Origin of the sequence: Marinobacter azerbaijanicus, from assembly GCF_030250645.1 — a bacterium.
In the GTDB taxonomy this organism is placed as follows: Bacteria; Pseudomonadota; Gammaproteobacteria; order Pseudomonadales; family Oleiphilaceae; genus Marinobacter; species Marinobacter azerbaijanicus.
Genome location: NZ_JASSVS010000003.1, coordinates 92972 through 109914, shown reverse-complemented (window position 1 = coordinate 109914; position 16943 = coordinate 92972). Strand labels below are relative to the sequence as shown.

Below are 16943 nucleotides of genomic sequence, written 5' to 3'. Positions count from 1 at the left end.
GAAATGAGTAATGAGCGACAACAGCCAAACCCTGCCCTGCGTTATGATTCCCATGAGCGGCAAACAATTGCTGTTACCCAACGTCTCGATAGCGGAAGTGGTGGATTTTGCCAGCTCCGACCCGGCTGCCAACAGCCCGGAATGGCTGGTGGGGGAACTGGATTGGCGCGGCCTCAATCTGCCAGTCATCTCCTATGACGCCGCCAATGGCGGCAAGCTGACGGTTCCCGGCGGGAACCGTGGCCGCATTGTGGTGCTGAACACCATTGGCGACCATCACAACACCGTACCCTTTATGGCCCTGGTCACCCAGGGTATTCCCAGCCAGACCCGTCTGACTGAAGATCAGGTGAAAAAAATCGACGGCGAGACCGGCCCCGCCGATCTTATGGTAGTGGAAGTCGAGGGCGAGACCGCCATCATCCCCGACCTTGGCTACCTGGAGTCCCTAGCTGTGGAAGCATCCCGCTAGCCGAACCATCACCCCTTTACCCACTGCAGACGTGGCACTGTTTTTTGCTAATGTTATAATGTTGCAAATTTCGCAGGACAGTGCCCATGTCACCCAGCGCTCTTCCCTATCGTCCCCATAACCACGAGGCCTGTGTTGCACAGGCGCTGGCCGATGCCAGAACCATCTGCCAGCAGCATAGCGCCCGCCTGACGCCGACCCGTGAACGGGTACTGGAGCTGATCTGGCAGTCCCACAAGCCTCTCGGGGCCTACGACGTGCTGGCGGTACTGGCAGAGGACGGTCACAACGCGGCGCCACCCACGGTCTATCGTGCTCTCGACTTCCTCCAGCAACACGGCCTGGTACACCGGATTGCATCGCTGAATGCGTTTATCGGTTGCACTCATGCGGGTGAGGCTCACAACGGGATGTTCCTGATCTGTCGTGCCTGCCACAATGTGCTGGAACTGACAGCCCCTGGTGTATCCAGTGCCGTAAGCCGGGCGGCGGCTGCAGAATCCTTTCAGCCCGACGACGTGACCATTGAGGTGGCTGGCTACTGCCCCCGCTGTGTATCGGAACCTGCCCATGACGGATGAAGCCCTGGTAGAACTGAAACAGTTAACCGTCAGCTTTGATGACCGGACAGTGGTTGATCACGTGGATCTGCGTGTACGGCGGGGCGATATCATCACCATTATCGGCCCCAATGGGGCGGGCAAGACCACACTGATCAAAGCCGTGCTCGGTATCCAACCCGTCTCCGGAGGGTCCCTGACCATGGCGCCGGGACTGACCATTGGTTACGTTCCTCAACACCTGACCCTGGAGACCACGCTACCGATCAGTGTGCGACGCTTCATGCTGCTCAGCGGACGCCCACAACAGGAGTGCCTGACCGCGCTGGCGCAGACCGGGGTGGAGCACCTGTTCAATGCCTCGGTCCATCACCTGTCCGGTGGCGAAAAGCAGCGGCTGCTACTGGCCCGTGCACTGGCCCGCAGGCCGGACCTGCTGGTGCTGGATGAACCCGCCCAGGGTGTGGATATCAATGGTCAGGCAGCCCTCTACGACCTGATCCGGAGCCTGCGGGACGAGCTCAACTGCGGAGTGATCATGATCTCCCACGACCTGCACCTGGTAATGGCCGCCACCGACAAGGTGATCTGCCTGAACCAGCACGTCTGTTGCAGTGGTTACCCCGAGGATATTTCCCACGACCCTGCCTTCATTGAAACCTTCGGCCAACCGGTGGCAGAAAGCCTGGCGGTGTACCATCACCGACACAACCACAGCCACGACCTGCATGGCGATGTGGTTTCCGACGATCACAATGATGGCCAAGCGGAGTGCTCCCATGCCTCTCATTGATGCCGTGCTCGGTGACTTTTTCTGGCGTGCACTTATTGGCGGCCTGGGCGTGGCCCTGGTGGCAGGTCCTCTGGGCTGTTTCGTGGTGTGGCGTCGCATGGCCTACTTCGGCGATACACTGGCACACTCGGCGCTGCTGGGTATTGCACTGAGCTTTCTGATCAGCGTGCCCATCAATCTGGGTGTCATCATCACCTGCGTGGTACTGGCAATTGCCCTGGTTCTGTTTTCCCGCAGCAAGACCCTGGCCACCGACACCCTGCTGGGTATCCTGGCCCACAGTGCGCTTGCCATCGGCCTGGTGACCCTGAGTTTCATGCCCGATATCCGGGTGGACCTGACGGGCCTGCTGTTTGGCGACCTCCTGGCGATGAGTCGTCAGGACCTGCTCTGGATCTATGGCGGTGCCATACTGATTCTGGGACTGCTGACGGTATTGTGGCGCGGACTGCTGATGAGCACTATCCACGAAGAGCTGGCGAGGGTTGAGGGCATTCCCGTAGAGCGCCTGCGGCTTGCGCTGATGCTGATGTTTTCGATAGTGATCGCTGTTGCCATGAAGATTGTCGGGGTGCTGCTGATTACCGCCCTGCTGATCATTCCCGCTGCCACTGCCAGGAGACTGGCTCACAACCCGGAACATATGGTGGGCCTGGCCATCGTGTTCGGTTTTATTGCCGTTGCCGGAGGGCTGTCTCTGTCCTGGCACCTCGACACACCGGCTGGCCCTTCCGTCGTTGTCACCGCCTTTTCCGCCTTTCTTCTGGTCTATGGCCTGGCTCGCCAGGTCCGGACCTGAAACAGGTTTGACGGGGTATAATTTACCCGAGTCATGGCTGTGCTCTGAAGTGTGGACTAAAGTATAGAGCAGGCAACCACCACGAACACTCGCCAACGGTTATGGATTAACCTATGGAAAGCCACGGGCTGACAGGAAAAGGACACATTCTGACCTTGCCACATCTGTGGGCGCCCCTGCTGATTCTGGCGGTTGGCCTGGTGGTGACCGGCTTCACGGCCAGCGCCCTGGAGGACCATTCCCGGAACCTTGCCGAGGAAGTCTATCGCCAGCAACACAACAAGCTCGTTGCGCGGCTGAGCGGCCATGATCAGATTCCTCCCACCTATATCGACCGGGTGGTGCCTGACCGCACGGTAAAAGACTCGGCTTCTGTTGGGCTCTGGCTGGCAACAGTATTCAAAGGTGTAGTGCCAGGTACAATCAACCTTCGTGTTGATACCCTTGAGCGACACACCAAGATTCCTCTGTATCAGACCACTCACACAGCAAATCCGGACCCTTCAAGATCCCTGCGTTCGGAAGTTGCCATTGGCGAACATCGATGGCTGCTGACCACGTCGCCCGACACCCGGTTCCTGGAACGGCCAGCCAACCAGTCATTGCGATTCGCTCTGCTGGCAGGACTGTCAATGACACTGCTGGCCGCTATGATCGTCACCCTGATGTGCCTGCGTATCCGGCGCTGGCAAATCCGCTACCGCACGGCTGAAAGGGCGCGCGAGGAGTACGTAAGGCAACTGGACAACATGCAGGTGGAGAAATCGATTCTGCGGCAGGCACTGAATGACAGTGAGCAGCGCAGCCGTGATCTGGTGGCGCTGTCCGGGGCGACCATCTGCGAACTGGATGAGGAGGCCACCACGGGATACATCTCTCCCCAGGTGGCCGACCTGCTGCAAAAGGCACCGGCTGACCTCACCGGGGTGCCCTTTGAGCAATTGATTGATCCGGCATGTGTGGACAACTTCCAGAGGACACTTCAGGCGGCTCGGCAGGAGCGGCAAATACAGCGCATCGACCTGAAACTGCTGGACGCCGACAGCAACAAGGTGTCCGTCACGCTGCGGGCCCTGGCACTGCAGGACACGCTACGCGGCTTCAGCGGGTACCGGCTCAGCCTTCAACCCAACGGCCCCGCGTCCTGACTCAGGGTCTTATGGGGGCCATCACACAGTATACTGCCCACGTTGTCGCCTGCTATTTCAGGTGCAGGCTGACGTTGGGAGGGACTTCACCAGACACGCTACAAGCACGTCCCTGTGCGCTTGACTTCGGCCATCCATGGCCGAAGACAGTCTGGTGAAGTCCCTCCCAACGCCAGCTCGGAAACCCGTGCAAGCCGCTACTCGCGAATGATAAGGCTATCTGCAAGCTGCGGGCATCGGTGCGGGGCACCTGTGCCAAACCGTGGAGCGCCAGGGATGGCGCGATCGAGCCCTACAGGGATGTATTTACGGGCGTGTTTGGAACAGGTGCCCCGCACCGATGCCTACCCGAGTTATCAGCGCTTCCCGTCCAAAGGCCGCAACACGTCTTTCAGGCGGCCGGACTCCACCAGTTCCATGAACTCGTCGCCCAGGCGATCGCTCTCGGCAATGGCCTTGCGCCAGGAACGCTCGCGGCCGGCATCGTCGCCCAGATAGCGCTCGAAATCCTTGCGGTCCGGGAGTTTTCTGTCTGGAAGCGACTCCAGGTATTCCTGCGACGGTGACACCAGTAGTACATCCTGCAATCGGGTGGCGTCGCCACGGCGCCATGGCAGGGTTTTGTCGAACCAGCCGGGAACCACCTTGTCAGTGAAGTGGGGATAGAGAATCACCCCGGACTGCTTGTAGGGCAGGTCAAGGTGATAATCCAGCAGGCCGCCGTCGCGGTAGAGGCCATCCGGTGCGCCGGGGATATTGCGGACGCCGGACATCACCATGGGAATGGATGCGGACGCCAGCAGGGCCGGCATCAGGTTATCCCGGCTCAGGGGTACTTCGTGGCTGGGAAAGTCCACCAGCCTGGCCAGGGGCGCCTTTACCCGCGCGTCGTGGATAATGCCGCGCTCCATGAAGCGGCCCAGGTGGCGGCGGCTGACCATATTGGCGCTGATTGCATTCATCAGGCCGAGACTGAGGCGGCCTTTGGTGTCGTGCTCCAGCATGCCGCGGCTGCGCACGACAACAATGTTCAGGCGATACCAGGGATTATTGAGAATATGGTCTTCATGGCCGGCCAGCAGCTCCTCAAGGAACAGCATACTTTTGCGACTGATCTCCGCCATGCTCACGCCCTTGGCAAAGCGCTGAGCGGTATACAGGTCCGCCAGCCGGGCCAGCTGTGCCTTGGGGTCGTCCGTTGACGCTACCGCTGCAAATCGCCAACTGCCGATGGAGGAACCAATCAGCGAGCGCACCTGGGGAACCCTGGGCAGAAATTCCCCGAAGATGGCCTTGTCCAGGCCGGAAATCCCCAGCGCCTTGGGACCGCCGGCTGCACCGGGTACCACATGCACATCCGCAGCGGTAAACGGTTGTTCCTGCAACCGTTTCAAGGCACGGCTGCCGGCACGGATGGTAAGCGCGGGAGGACGTGTGTGGACCGCGGTCATAAAGGCTCCTTACTCAGGCCCGGCAAGTTTATCGAACTGACGGCGGAGCAGCCATAGCAGCGTTCGCATTCATTCACCGGAAGATTGAAAACCGGCTTCCTTACCCGGCAGGGCGTGCTAGACTTCCGAAAAGCCTTATTCGGGCGGGAAGCCCGTTCCCATCATGAACCGCGGGAGTATGCTTTGAATCCTCTTGCCGCAACAAACAGCCTGGCCACCAACCCCACCCTTGCGGTACTTGGCTTCAAACGCCAGATTGTTTACCACCTCCACTTCTGGGCGTTTGTGGCAGTTGCGCCTCTGGTGATGGTGCAGTGGCGACAGGACAACCTGTTGCTGGCTTGGCTGCTGGTACTTTTCTGCCTGAACGCGGTTGCGGTGATCGCATTTCTGCGGTTTCGCAGTCGCTATTTCCTGCAGGGCCGACTGTTCCCCATACTTGCGGTAGTGTGCGCCGTCTACTCGACCACCATTAACGGTCATGCAGGACTCTACTGGGCCTATCCCGCTGCTGCGGCGCTGTTTTTTCTTCTGCCACTCAGGGAAGCGACTCTCAGCAACATCGTGTTTGTAGTGAGTATGTCCGTGGTGTCCTTTATGCGATTCCCGGAGGCGGATTTCTGGCGTATCACCTTTTCCCTCGGGCTGACCTGCCTGTTTGTGATGATTTTTGCCTGGTTGGTTGGAAGACTGCAGGCAGAGCTCACCCGGCTGGCCACTACCGATCCTCTCACGGGCTGCCTTAACCGTTCACAGCTGGCCGATGTCCTCAATGCCCAGATCGAGATGCGCGAGCGTTACGAGCGGGTTTCAAGCCTGATATTGCTGGACCTGGACTACTTCAAGACCATCAACGATCAGTGGGGACACCTCGCCGGCGACAGGGTCCTGCAGGAACTGTCGTCAAGATTGCGCAAACGACTGAGGGAAAACGACCGTCTGTTCCGGATTGGCGGTGAGGAATTCATGCTGGTGCTGCCGGAAACACGCCAGAAAGATGCTGACACCGTAGCCAGGGAGCTGCTCAGAACCATCAGCGCGCGTCCCTTTGTGGAAAGTATCCAGATCACCGCCAGCGCCAGCGTGGCGGAAGTTGGCAAGGGCGAAACCTGGTCGGTGTGGCTCAACCGGGCAGACCAGGCCCTCTATGAAGCGAAAGCGCGGGGCCGGAATCAGGTAGCCAGTGCGCCCAGGCGCCAGGAAGATCTGCCGCCGGAAGATACCGACACCCTGGTCACCGACGCCTGACCTACTTTGTTCGCTGGCAAAAATCCCGCCAGGCCCGGTAAACCTCTCCAGCACTCTCGAAATGCGGATAGTGGCCAACATTCCTCAGGCTGACAACATCGGCTTCCGGTATCAGCTCACGATAACGCCTCGCCATTGCAGCCCCGGAAACCGGGTCGGCCACACCGGAGATCAGCCGCATCGGCTGTCTGGCATTCTGTAGCGCACCCACCCAGCGATTGCGGTGACAACGGCGCTCCTCCATGAAATGAATCAATTTGTGAAGGATGCCGCGACCGTTGTTGTAGGTCAGCAGATACCAGAAGTCATCCATATCTTTCTGTTCGGGTACATTGGCGGCACCAAAAAGACGCTGGAAATTGCGCTCAAAAGTCCGGCGGGTCAGCCCCCGGCTGATCAGACCTCCCAGCGGACTGCGCAGCAGTTTCTGGATCAGCAGTGGGTTGTGAACCTCCGGGAAAAGCGCCCCGTTCAGAAAAGCAACGCGGGTGATGGTAAACGGCAACAGACCTTCCTGATCGCGAGCCAGTAGCTCCTGAGCGACACTGGAACCGTAATCGTGAGCGAACAGGCTGACACTGCGCAGCCCGAGGCCAGCGATCCAGCCCTCAAACATGTCGGCCTGGTCTTCAATGCTGTAATCGTAAAGTGCCGGTTTATCCGAAAAGCCGAACCCCAGCATGTCCAGGGCGAAAACCGCATGATGCTGTGCCAACATTGGCCACAGCCGGTTCCAGTCCCAACTCGCTGTAGGAAAGCCATGGAGCAACACAACGGCATCGCCATGGCCGGCCATACGGCTGAAGATGGCATGTCCCCCATAGGAGAACCATTTGCCCTCCTGCTGCCACCCTTCAAGAGTTCCTTTCCCGGCATCATGGGCTATCAGGCCGTGCGTTCCTTGTATCACCTGTTCCATTCCGGTTTCCTGAAACCTGCGTGAAACTGAAACTCTAAATCAAACCAACCGTCGCTGCCATATCTGGCCTGACAATTTGCGAACGGGGTCGATCAGGGTGGTCTTTTTGGTCTCAACAGCCGTAGATCTGGAGGACATGGACAAATTCCCTTAAGCTTTCGCCTTTGAACCGACGACCGACACCGGAAGCCCTTATGACCAACAAGCTTGATGAGCTGGCCAGCCATTTCCAGCAGATTATCTCCGGCCTGGGTGAAGACCCGCGCCGAGAAGGCCTGCAGGACACCCCCATGCGGGCAGCCAAGGCCATGCAGTTTCTTACTCAGGGTTACAAGCAGAGCCTCGAGAACCTTGTCAACGACGCCGTTTTCGAGTCCGCCATGGATGAAATGGTGGTGGTTCAGGACATCGAGCTCTACAGCATGTGCGAGCACCACATGTTGCCTTTTATCGGGAAATGCCATATTGCCTACCTGCCTCAGGGCAAGGTGCTTGGTCTGTCCAAGTTTGCACGTATTGTCGACATGTATGCCCGCCGGTTGCAGATCCAGGAAAACCTGACCCGTGAGATTGCCGAAGCCATCGAGATGGTCACCGGCGCCAAGGGCGTTGCAGTGGTCATCGAGGCCCAGCACATGTGCATGATGATGCGGGGTGTGGAAAAGCAGAACTCCCGCATGAAAACCTCGATGATGCTGGGCCAGTTCCGGAAGTCCCAGGCCACACGGACCGAATTCCTGACGCTGATTCGGGATCGCTGAATAGCCATTGATGACCAGGAGGCCAGATGACTGCAGTAACCGGAAACCACCAGGCAACCGTGCGGATTAAAGATCTGCTGCTGCGAGCCTACATCGGCATCAAGGACGAAGAAATAAACAATCAGCAGGACGTATTGATCAATGTCCGGCTCACCTACGATGCCGCGGATGCCATCAACCAGAACGACATCCGCGCTGCACTGAACTACCGCACGATTACCAAACAGATCATCAGCCACGTGGACGGCAACCGTTTTACCCTGCTGGAGAGGCTCACCCACGAGGTTCTCAGCATCGTAATGGAGCACGAGGCCGTGAGCTGGGCGACAGTGGAAATCGACAAGCCCCATGCGTTACGCTACGCGGAGTCAGTGTCCGTCTGTCTTGAGGCGCACCGTGCCACCAGCAACCCGGTATAACCATGTCCCGAAACACTCCCGAACAGCTTCGTCGGATTCTTGAAACCGTCCACACCATTGCTCTTGTTGGCGCCAGCGACAAGCCCAACCGCCCCAGCCATGAAGTGATGGCCTATCTCCAGGGGCGTGGATACCGGGTAATACCGGTAAACCCGAGGCTGGCAGGTAAAACAATTCTCGGGGAAACGGTTTATCCCGATCTCGCTTCTGTTCCCTCACCCGTGGATATGGCAGATCTTTTCCTTGCGCCAGAGCGCACTGACCCGGTAATCGATGCCGCCCTCGACCGTGATATACCGGTCATCTGGATGCAGCTCGGCGTCATTAATGAAGAGGGGGCCCTTCGGGCAGAAGCCTCGGGAGCAACGGTTGTTATGGACAGATGCCCCAAACAGGAAATCCCCCGCCTGGGCGTACCGCCGGCACGACAAACAACCGCCTGACTCTTGCTGCCATCCGATGCCGCTGAGCCGGCATCTGTCCCGCGGACAGCATTTCTGCCATACTCGAACCAGACAATCATAAGACTGGCAGAGCCATGTGGTTCCGACGTAAAACCAGCAAACCCCTACCGCGAAAGCCGATCGCCCGCTCCCAGGCAGGGCTTTTCGACCCTGATGGCCATTCCGCCATTCAACGGGTTCGTCTGCCTGTGGATCTGATCACCCCTGGCATGCGTGTCATCAAGCTGGATCGCCCCTGGACTGAAGTTCCAGTGTTGTTCCAGGGCTTTACCATCCAGGACAGCACCCAGGCCCGCATCCTGCGCCAGTATTGCGAGTGGGTATTGGTGGAAGGTGAGGAAAAACTTCTGTCATCGGCGCTGGACAAGGTCTCCCTTCACAAAAAGCGTACGGCCAGTCCCATGCCTGAAATCCGTCCGCTGGCAGAAGAGATGCCGCGGGCCAGTGAGGCATGGAGCAAGACGCAGAACTTTGTAGAGCAGGTAATCCGCGACATCGAGCAGGGAAATGACCTGAACCTGCAGGCTGCCCGCCCTATCATTCGCGAGTGCGTTGAGAGCATCAAGGCCAACGCCAGCGCGATGTTCTGGATGAGCCGCATCAAGTCCCGGGATGCCTACACGGCCGAGCACTGTCTGCGGGTTGCCATATTCACCGTCGCATTTGCCCGCTTCCTGGGCATGCCGGACGAAGACCTGGAAATTGCCGGAATGTGTGGGCTGTTGCATGATCTGGGCAAACTGAAAGTGCCCCAGGAGATACTCAACAAGCCCGGTGCACTGAGCAGCGACGAATTCGCGATCATGCAGGAACACACCACCTTCGGCTATGAACTGTTAAGCGCGGATCCGAACCTTGATCCGATCATACGTGATGTTACCCGTCACCATCATGAACGAATGGATGGGCGTGGCTACCCAGAGCAATTGGAGGAATGGCAGATCAGTCGCTTTGCCCGGGTGGTATCGATTGTTGACGCCTTCGATGCCATGACCAGTGACCGTTGCTACCGGGACGGTATTCCCGCTTCCGACGCCATACGGGTACTGTACCGAAACCGTGGCCAGCAGTTCGATGCCGAGTTGGTGGAGGCGTTTATCAGGATGGTTGGCATCTATCCGCCCGGCACACTGGTTGAACTTACTACCGGCGAGGTAGCATTGATTGTTTCAGTCCATCCAGGCAAGAAGCTCAAACCCCGGGTAGAAATTCTTCTGGATGCCGAAAAAAACGCTGTCACACCGAGGACGATTGACCTGGCAAAGCCGGTTTTAGGGGAACAACCTGAAATCGTCCAGCCACTGCCCGACGGCGCTTACGGAATATCATTGCACGAACGGATTCAACAATTAATAACAGATCGTCGTGTTTATCCCTCATAATCGAGAGAATTCTGCCGATAGTCAGTTGGACCAATTCATCAACCGGAGCACTCTGTGGACAAACCTGCATCAGCGCCAACCCTGTTTGTGAGGGGCCTGCTGAACCCGGCGTTTCCAGCACTGATTTTCCTGATGTTCCTGGCGATTGCTCTGGGTCTGCAGTATGGCATTGAAAAGCAGGACCGCAGCCAGATCCATACCAACCTGAACAACAAGGCGGAATCCATGGCCAACCGCCTTGAGCGGGAGTTTATGGTTCACGCCGATGCCATCAGCCGCATGGCAAAACGGTTTGAAGCCGAACCGGAGATGCCCCGGGAAGTCTGGGAGCGGGATGCCCGCAACTATCTGTCCGATTTTGGCGTCTACCAGGCGGTTGAATGGATCGATCGCAATTTTATTGTTCGCTGGATTGAACCCTTCGAGGGCAACGAAGATGCCGTTGGTTATAACGTGGCTTTTTCTCCGGAACGGCAGGCATCCCTTGAGGAAGCCCAGACCACCGGCAATCTGGACATTTCCGGCGTTATAGACCTGAAACAGGGTGGCAGGGGCATAGTCATCTACGCCCCCATATTCAAAGGCGACGCCAACAATGGCTTTGTTGCCGGCGTATTCCAGATGGGAACCCTGGCAAGAGAACTGCTGACCAGCAACGCCCTGGAATCCTTCCGCATCAATATCGGTGAAGGTGGGGAATCAGCCTACGAGCTCAACAGCTCCACTGACACCGACCCGGAATTTTCCCACACCGTAGACATCGAGCTGCCAACCATCGACTGGACACTGACGGTTACCCCGTCTGTCTCGTGGGTGGAGGAACAGCAAAGCAGGTGGCCCTTTGTCACCTTCATTGTCATGCTCTTCATGGGTCTGCTAACCAGCCTCACCACCCTGCTGGTGCAACTGATCCTCAAGCGTAACCAGGCGTTGCTGAAAACCCGGCGGGAACTGGATGCGGAAATCAGCCAGCGCCAGGCAGTACAACAGGACCTGGCTCGCCTGGAAACCACCGATACCCTGACCGGACTGGCGAACCGTCGCTTTTTCATGGAAGACCTGGCCCATACCCTGAGTATCGCGGACCGCCAGATGCGACAGGCTGCCCTGGTCATGATTGACCTTGACCGTTTCCAGACCCTTAACGACTCCCTCGGTCATCAGTTCGGTGATGAACTGCTGATCAAAGTGGCCCAGCGCCTCAATGGGCTCAGTGACGAGAGAGTCATGGTCGCCTATTCCGGCGGTGACGAATTCATGGTCTGCCAGCAGCACGTGGATGACATTGACGACGTGATCCATCTGCTGGGCCAGATCAAGCAGTGCTTCGAGGAACCCTTCCTTGTTCAGGGCGAGGAGCATGGTATTACCGCGACCATGGGGGTGGCCGTCTATCCACAGAGTGGCCTGGACGCCGACACGCTTCTGCGTAATGCCGACGTGGCGCTTTACCGGGCCAAGGAGCAGGGTCGAAATACCTACCAGTTCTACACTGAAGGTATGCAGGAAAGGGAGGTCAAGCGCCTGGAACTGGACAAGGACCTGAACCATGCGCTGGCCAACGACGAGTTTGTGCTCTATTTCCAGCCCCAGCTGGATCTCAACGACTCGTCCATCAACAGCGTTGAGGCCCTGATCCGCTGGCAGCATCCTCGCCGGGGCCTGCTGCCGCCTGTCGATTTCATCCCGCTGGCTGAGGAAAGCGGCCGTATTACCGATATTGGCCGCTGGGTGGTCATGGCCGCCTGTCGCCAGCTGGCGAAATGGCAGAACGGCCCCTACGCCAACCTGCGCATAGCCGTGAACCTGTCGGGCCGCGAGCTGGATGACGAGAGTATTGTTGAGCACATCCAGGAAGCACTGGAGGCCAATGGTGTGTCTGCGGACCGGCTGGAAGTGGAGTTGACCGAAGAGATCTTTATCCAGAACATTGAGCACAATCTCAACCAGCTCACCAAGCTCCACAAACTGGGCGTGCACCTCGCGATTGATGATTTTGGCGTGGGCTATTCTTCACTGGGCTATCTGCGGGATTTTCCGGTAGATCTGCTGAAGATCGACCGCTCCTTCATCACCGAAGTGACCAGGCGCCATGATGATGCGGTGATTACCCGCGCTGTGATCAACCTTGCCCATAACCTGGGTATCCAGGTGGTGGCCGAAGGTGTTGAAACGCCGGAGCAACTGAACTTCCTCAAGAATCACCGGTGCGACCTGATCCAGGGTTATCTGATCAGCCGGCCGATTCCCGCGGCCGAACTGGAAAAGGCTCTGAGTGCCGGTTTGCTGAATGTGGACACCCCCGTCGGCAGCTGATTGAAATGAACGCCTGGAATCACCACTATTGCGGTATCAACTTTCAAGGTACCGACTCATGAGTTCAAGATATCTGACCAGGGAACAGAACGACCGCCTTCGTCGTTGGGAAACCTGGAACAAGCGTTACTTCATCTTCGCGTTCGTTGCGCTCATCATAATCCTGGTTTTCAGCAGCCAGCTTGGTCTTTCAAGCGGCGATAGCTGGGGCCCTCTGGGAGTTCTCATTGCGCTGTTGATTACCCCGATCATCATTCTGCAGTTGCGTCTGAAATGCCCTGCCTGTGGCCAGAAGATCGGCTGGCAGGCCAAACTCATGGCACCGGACCAGTGCAAGGCCTGCGGTACCTTTCTCCGATCGAAAGATTCCTCTTCCTGAAAAAAAACCTTTGACCTGTGAGTAGCTCACAGGTTTTAGTCTATTCTTAACTTAATGCTGGATGGCATCCATATCTGGGTGCTATCCGTGAAGGGAAGGCATCCTTTTCCGAAACACGCTCCTTCGGCACATCCTTGTGACGCTTGAGCTCCGCCATCCATGGCTCCGCACAGTTTCGGAAAAGGATGCCTTCCCTTCACTCGATAAACATTGGGAATGGCCGTCAGGGTTATGAAAGTTAAAGACATCGCTATAGGTGCGGGGGTTAACCCCGATACGGTTCGGTTTTATACCCGGGAAGGGTTGCTGAAACCCACGAGGAACCCCGACAACAACTATCAGCACTACGACGCTGAAGATCTGAGACGGCTGCGGTTTGCCCGCAAAGCGCGTCAGCTGGGGTTCTCGCTACCGGAAATCCGGCAGATTCTGGAACAGGCGGAGGATCATCATTCGCCCTGTCCCATGGTTCGCGACGTGTTCCAGCAGCGGCTGGCGGAGGTGGAACGTGAGATTGCCGAGCTGCAGCAGCTTCGCAACCGGATGACCGCTGCGCTTTCCGCCTGGCAGGATATGCCGGATGGCACGCCAGATGGCCATACGATCTGCAGATTGATTGAACACTGGGATGAATCGGTCCCTGAATCCGCCATTGAGGAGTGATGCCTGATGAATGAGAAAGTCGCATTACACCCGGCACTGTCGATTTCCGGCGCATCCTGCCAGGGCTGCGTTCGCAAGATTCGTGGTGCGCTGGAGCCGTTGACCGGCAGTGCCGACCGGGTTGATGTGAATCTGGATGAGCAGACCGTTGCCTTGCCCGATGGCATCGATATCCGCGAAGCGGCCCGTATTGTGACGGAGGCCGGGTACCCTGCCTCGCCCCTGGAGGCGTCTTCTGCCACTGGTGCGGTTTCGGAGAGAGAGCATTGCCATGCCGATAACGACCAGGCCCAGACAGAGAGCCGGGCGGAACCTGAACCGGAGGCGGAGAAAACCCCGGCCAAAGCTGACAGCGACCAGATCTATCTGGCTGTGACCGGTGCTACCTGTGCCTCTTGCGTGAATACCATTGAAAAGGCACTTAAGTCGGTGGATGGCATTACCGGTGCCCACATGAATCTTGCGGATAACACCGCCACGGCTACCGGTTATGCAGATCCACAGGCGCTGATAAAAGCGGTTGAAAGCTCCGGCTATGGCGCCAGCGTGATCGAGGACCCGGATGCAGCGGACGACCGCAAGCAGGAAGAAGACCGCAAACAGTACAAAACGCTGCTGGTGAAGATGGCCATCAGTCTGAGCCTGGGTCTGGGCCTGATGGTCTGGGGCATGGGTTTCGACACCATGATGGTCACCGCGGACAACCAGTTGACCTGGGTTACCCTGGGCATTCTTACCCTGGGCGTGATGGTTGCCACTGGCGGCCACTTTTTCACCGGCGCCTGGAAGGCGTTCCTCCATCACAATGCCAACATGGACACCCTGATTGCCCTAGGCACCGGTACCGCCTGGGTCTATTCCATTGCGGTGGCCAGTTTCCCCGATGCGCTGCCAGAAATGGCGCGGCATGTGTACTTTGAAGCCTCAGCGATGATTATCGGCCTGATCAACCTGGGGCAGGCGCTGGAACTTCGCGCCAAGGGCAAAACCTCGGAAGCCGTGCGACGGCTGCTGGATCTGCGGGCAAAAACCGCCCGGGTGATCCGTGACGGCGACGAGCAGGACCTGCCGGTCGAACAGGTCCAGGTGGGTGACCGCATTCGTGTTCGCCCTGGAGAAAAGCTCCCGGTGGACGGGGAAATCACCGAGGGCAGCACCCGCATCGATGAGAGCATGCTCACTGGTGAGCCCATGCCTGTCAGCAAGGGCGAGGGTGACGAGGTGTCCGCAGGCACCCTCAATACCCACGGCTCTATCATCTACAAGGCCACCCGCGTGGGCAGCGAAACCGCCCTCGCCCAGATCATCCGTCTGGTCAAGAAGGCCCAGGGCTCCAAGCCCGCCATCGGGCGTCTGGCGGACAAGATTTCCTCGGTGTTTGTACCCACCGTGATGCTGATTGCCGTGGTATCGGCACTGGTCTGGTACAACGTCGGGCCGGATCCGGCGGTGGTTCACATGATGGTAGCCGCCACCACGGTGCTGATCATCGCCTGCCCCTGTGCCCTGGGCCTGGCGACCCCCATGTCGGTGATGGTGGGTGTCGGAAAGGCTGCGGAATATGGCGCGCTGATCCGCCAGGGGGACGCCCTGCAGACCGCCGGCAAGCTGGACCTGGTGATACTGGACAAGACCGGTACCATTACCGAAGGGCACCCGGCCGTCACCCGCTTCCACGCGGTCGACAATGACAGCAACCGGCTTCTGGCCCTTGCCGCTGGCCTGGAGCAACACTCGGAACACCCCCTGGCAGAGGCGGTAATGGCAAAGGCCAGGGAAGAAGACGCCACCCCGGAAAATGTCACCGGCTTCGAGGCTCTCAATGGTAAGGGCGTAAAGGGCAAGCTGGACGGACAGCACGTGCGGCTGGGCAATCGTCGCTGGCTGGAAAATGAGGGCGTCGATCTGGCAGGTCTTCAGAAAGAAGCGGATGCCATTACCTCCGAAGCCGGAACCCCGTTATTCCTGGCCCTGGGCAACCAGGCTGTGGGCGTAATCGGCGTTGCCGATGCCGTCAAGCAGGATTCCGAGGACGCCATCCGCCGCCTGCACGATGCCGGCATCCGGGTCATGATGGTCACCGGCGATGTGGACGCCACCGCCAGAGCCATCGCCCAGAAGACCGGGATCGACGATTACCGTGCCGAGGTGTTGCCGGAAGACAAGGCCACCATCGTCAGCGAAATGCGCGGTAAAGGCTACACCGTAGCCATGGTGGGCGACGGCATCAACGACGCCCCTGCCCTGGCGGCGGCGGACGTCGGCTTTGCCATTGGCACCGGAACCGACGTGGCCATCGAAAGCGCTGGCATTACGCTGATGCGCGGTTCGCTTCACGGCGTGGCCGACGCCATTGAGATATCTCGGGCTACTGTTCGTAATATCCACCAGAACCTGTTTGGTGCTTTTGTATACAACTCCATGGGTATACCGGTGGCAGCCGGGCTGTTATACCCTCTGTGGGGAATGTTGATGAGCCCGATACTGGCCGGCGCCGCCATGTCGCTGTCTTCGGTGACGGTGGTCACCAACGCTAACCGGCTGCGGTTGTTCAGAACCAGCAATAATGCTGGCAAGGAGGGGAACGAATGAGCACACTTCTGGTCAACTCCGGAGGACTGATACTGATGGCCGCCATTGTCTGGTGGTTCTGGCTGTCACCCTCCGAAAGCAGCCAACCGGACAACGATCATAGCCATCATCACTGAGGTAACATCATGAAAAAACACATGCTGGCCCTGGGCCTCGTCGCGACTTTTGGATTGAATGGCCAGTTACAGGCCGAGGAAGGACTCAAGGACATTCATGTCTACAAGTCTCCCACCTGCGGCTGCTGCACCGACTGGGTAGACCACCTGGAGGAGAATGGTTTCAAGGTGGAAGTGACCGAAACCAACGACCTGAATCCCATCAAGATCGATGCCGGCCTGACACCGTCACTGGCCAGCTGCCATACCGCGTTCGTTGGCGATTATGTGATTGAAGGCCACGTACCTGCCAATGACATCCATAGACTGATCGCCGAGGCACCGAAAGCTAAAGGGCTTGCGGTACCGGGTATGCCGGCGGGATCGCCGGGCATGGAAATGGGTGACCGCAAAGACCACTACCAGGTCCTGATGTTTAATGAGAGCGGCCAGACCAGAGTGTTTGCAGAACACAACTAGTC

General features: G+C 58.2%; 17 protein-coding genes. 15 read left to right on the top strand and 2 right to left on the bottom strand.

Annotation, left to right across the window (positions count from 1 at the left end):
* The first annotated feature begins 10 nt into the window (after positions 1-10).
* The 5 genes from QPM17_RS06960 (at position 11) to QPM17_RS06940 (ending at position 3772) form a co-directional block, all read left to right on the top strand.
* The gene (locus QPM17_RS06960) at positions 11-472 is read left to right on the top strand and encodes a chemotaxis protein CheW (protein ID WP_285389937.1); all 462 of its coding nucleotides are present in this window, start codon (positions 11-13) and stop codon (positions 470-472) included.
* 86 nt (positions 473-558) lie between these two features.
* The gene (locus tag QPM17_RS06955) at positions 559-1053 is read left to right on the top strand and encodes a Fur family transcriptional regulator (protein ID WP_285389936.1); all 495 of its coding nucleotides are present in this window, start codon (positions 559-561) and stop codon (positions 1051-1053) included.
* Positions 1043-1825, top strand: coding sequence for a zinc ABC transporter ATP-binding protein ZnuC (znuC, locus tag QPM17_RS06950; RefSeq protein WP_285389935.1), 783 nt, complete (start codon positions 1043-1045; stop codon positions 1823-1825). The genes QPM17_RS06955 and znuC overlap by 11 nt, the downstream gene beginning before the upstream one ends.
* On the top strand, positions 1812-2624 hold the full coding sequence (locus QPM17_RS06945) for a metal ABC transporter permease (RefSeq protein ID WP_285389934.1): 813 nt from the start codon (positions 1812-1814) through the stop codon (positions 2622-2624). Before znuC ends, QPM17_RS06945 begins: the two co-directional genes overlap by 14 nt.
* Before the next feature lie 113 nt (positions 2625-2737).
* Entirely contained in the window at positions 2738-3772 is a 1035-nt protein-coding gene (locus QPM17_RS06940) for a PAS domain-containing protein (protein WP_285389933.1), read from the top strand.
* Between the two features lie 356 nt (positions 3773-4128).
* On the opposite strand, the gene QPM17_RS06935 is transcribed toward QPM17_RS06940, so the two are convergent.
* Positions 4129-5223: a patatin-like phospholipase family protein gene (locus QPM17_RS06935; protein ID WP_285389932.1), complete on the bottom strand. Its 1095-nt coding sequence runs from the start codon at positions 5221-5223 to the stop codon at positions 4129-4131.
* 183 nt (positions 5224-5406) lie between these two features.
* Between QPM17_RS06935 and QPM17_RS06930 the strand changes: the two genes are divergently transcribed.
* Positions 5407-6471 (top strand): GGDEF domain-containing protein, encoded by a 1065-nt coding sequence (locus QPM17_RS06930; RefSeq protein ID WP_285389931.1) that lies wholly within the window; start codon positions 5407-5409, stop codon positions 6469-6471.
* Between the two features lies 1 nt (position 6472).
* On the opposite strand, the gene QPM17_RS06925 is transcribed toward QPM17_RS06930, so the two are convergent.
* Complete coding sequence (locus QPM17_RS06925; RefSeq protein ID WP_285389930.1) at positions 6473-7390, bottom strand: alpha/beta fold hydrolase; 918 nt, start codon at positions 7388-7390, stop codon at positions 6473-6475.
* A 194-nt stretch (positions 7391-7584) separates the two neighbouring features.
* Between QPM17_RS06925 and folE the strand changes: the two genes are divergently transcribed.
* From folE to QPM17_RS06880, 9 genes are all read left to right on the top strand, one after another.
* Entirely contained in the window at positions 7585-8151 is a 567-nt protein-coding gene (folE, locus tag QPM17_RS06920) for a GTP cyclohydrolase I FolE (protein WP_285389929.1), read from the top strand.
* A 26-nt stretch (positions 8152-8177) separates the two neighbouring features.
* Complete coding sequence (folX, locus tag QPM17_RS06915) at positions 8178-8570, top strand: dihydroneopterin triphosphate 2'-epimerase (protein WP_285389928.1); 393 nt, start codon at positions 8178-8180, stop codon at positions 8568-8570.
* A gap of 2 nt (positions 8571-8572) precedes the next feature.
* Positions 8573-9013 carry a CoA-binding protein gene (locus tag QPM17_RS06910; protein WP_285389927.1) on the top strand — a complete coding sequence of 147 codons (441 nt, stop codon included), beginning with the start codon at positions 8573-8575 and terminating at the stop codon, positions 9011-9013.
* A gap of 95 nt (positions 9014-9108) precedes the next feature.
* On the top strand, positions 9109-10416 hold the full coding sequence (locus QPM17_RS06905; RefSeq protein WP_285389926.1) for a cyclic di-GMP phosphodiesterase: 1308 nt from the start codon (positions 9109-9111) through the stop codon (positions 10414-10416).
* Between the two features lie 54 nt (positions 10417-10470).
* Positions 10471-12732 (top strand): bifunctional diguanylate cyclase/phosphodiesterase, encoded by a 2262-nt coding sequence (locus tag QPM17_RS06900; protein ID WP_285389925.1) that lies wholly within the window; start codon positions 10471-10473, stop codon positions 12730-12732.
* 58 nt (positions 12733-12790) lie between these two features.
* Positions 12791-13111, top strand: a complete 321-nt coding sequence (locus QPM17_RS06895; protein WP_285389924.1) for a hypothetical protein — start codon at positions 12791-12793, stop codon at positions 13109-13111.
* A 231-nt stretch (positions 13112-13342) separates the two neighbouring features.
* Positions 13343-13774 (top strand): MerR family transcriptional regulator, encoded by a 432-nt coding sequence (locus QPM17_RS06890; RefSeq protein ID WP_285389923.1) that lies wholly within the window; start codon positions 13343-13345, stop codon positions 13772-13774.
* Between the two features lie 6 nt (positions 13775-13780).
* Complete coding sequence (locus tag QPM17_RS06885) at positions 13781-16366, top strand: heavy metal translocating P-type ATPase (RefSeq protein WP_285389922.1); 2586 nt, start codon at positions 13781-13783, stop codon at positions 16364-16366.
* Between the two features lie 125 nt (positions 16367-16491).
* On the top strand, positions 16492-16941 hold the full coding sequence (locus QPM17_RS06880) for a DUF411 domain-containing protein (protein WP_285389921.1): 450 nt from the start codon (positions 16492-16494) through the stop codon (positions 16939-16941).
* The last annotated feature ends 2 nt before the right edge of the window (positions 16942-16943 follow it).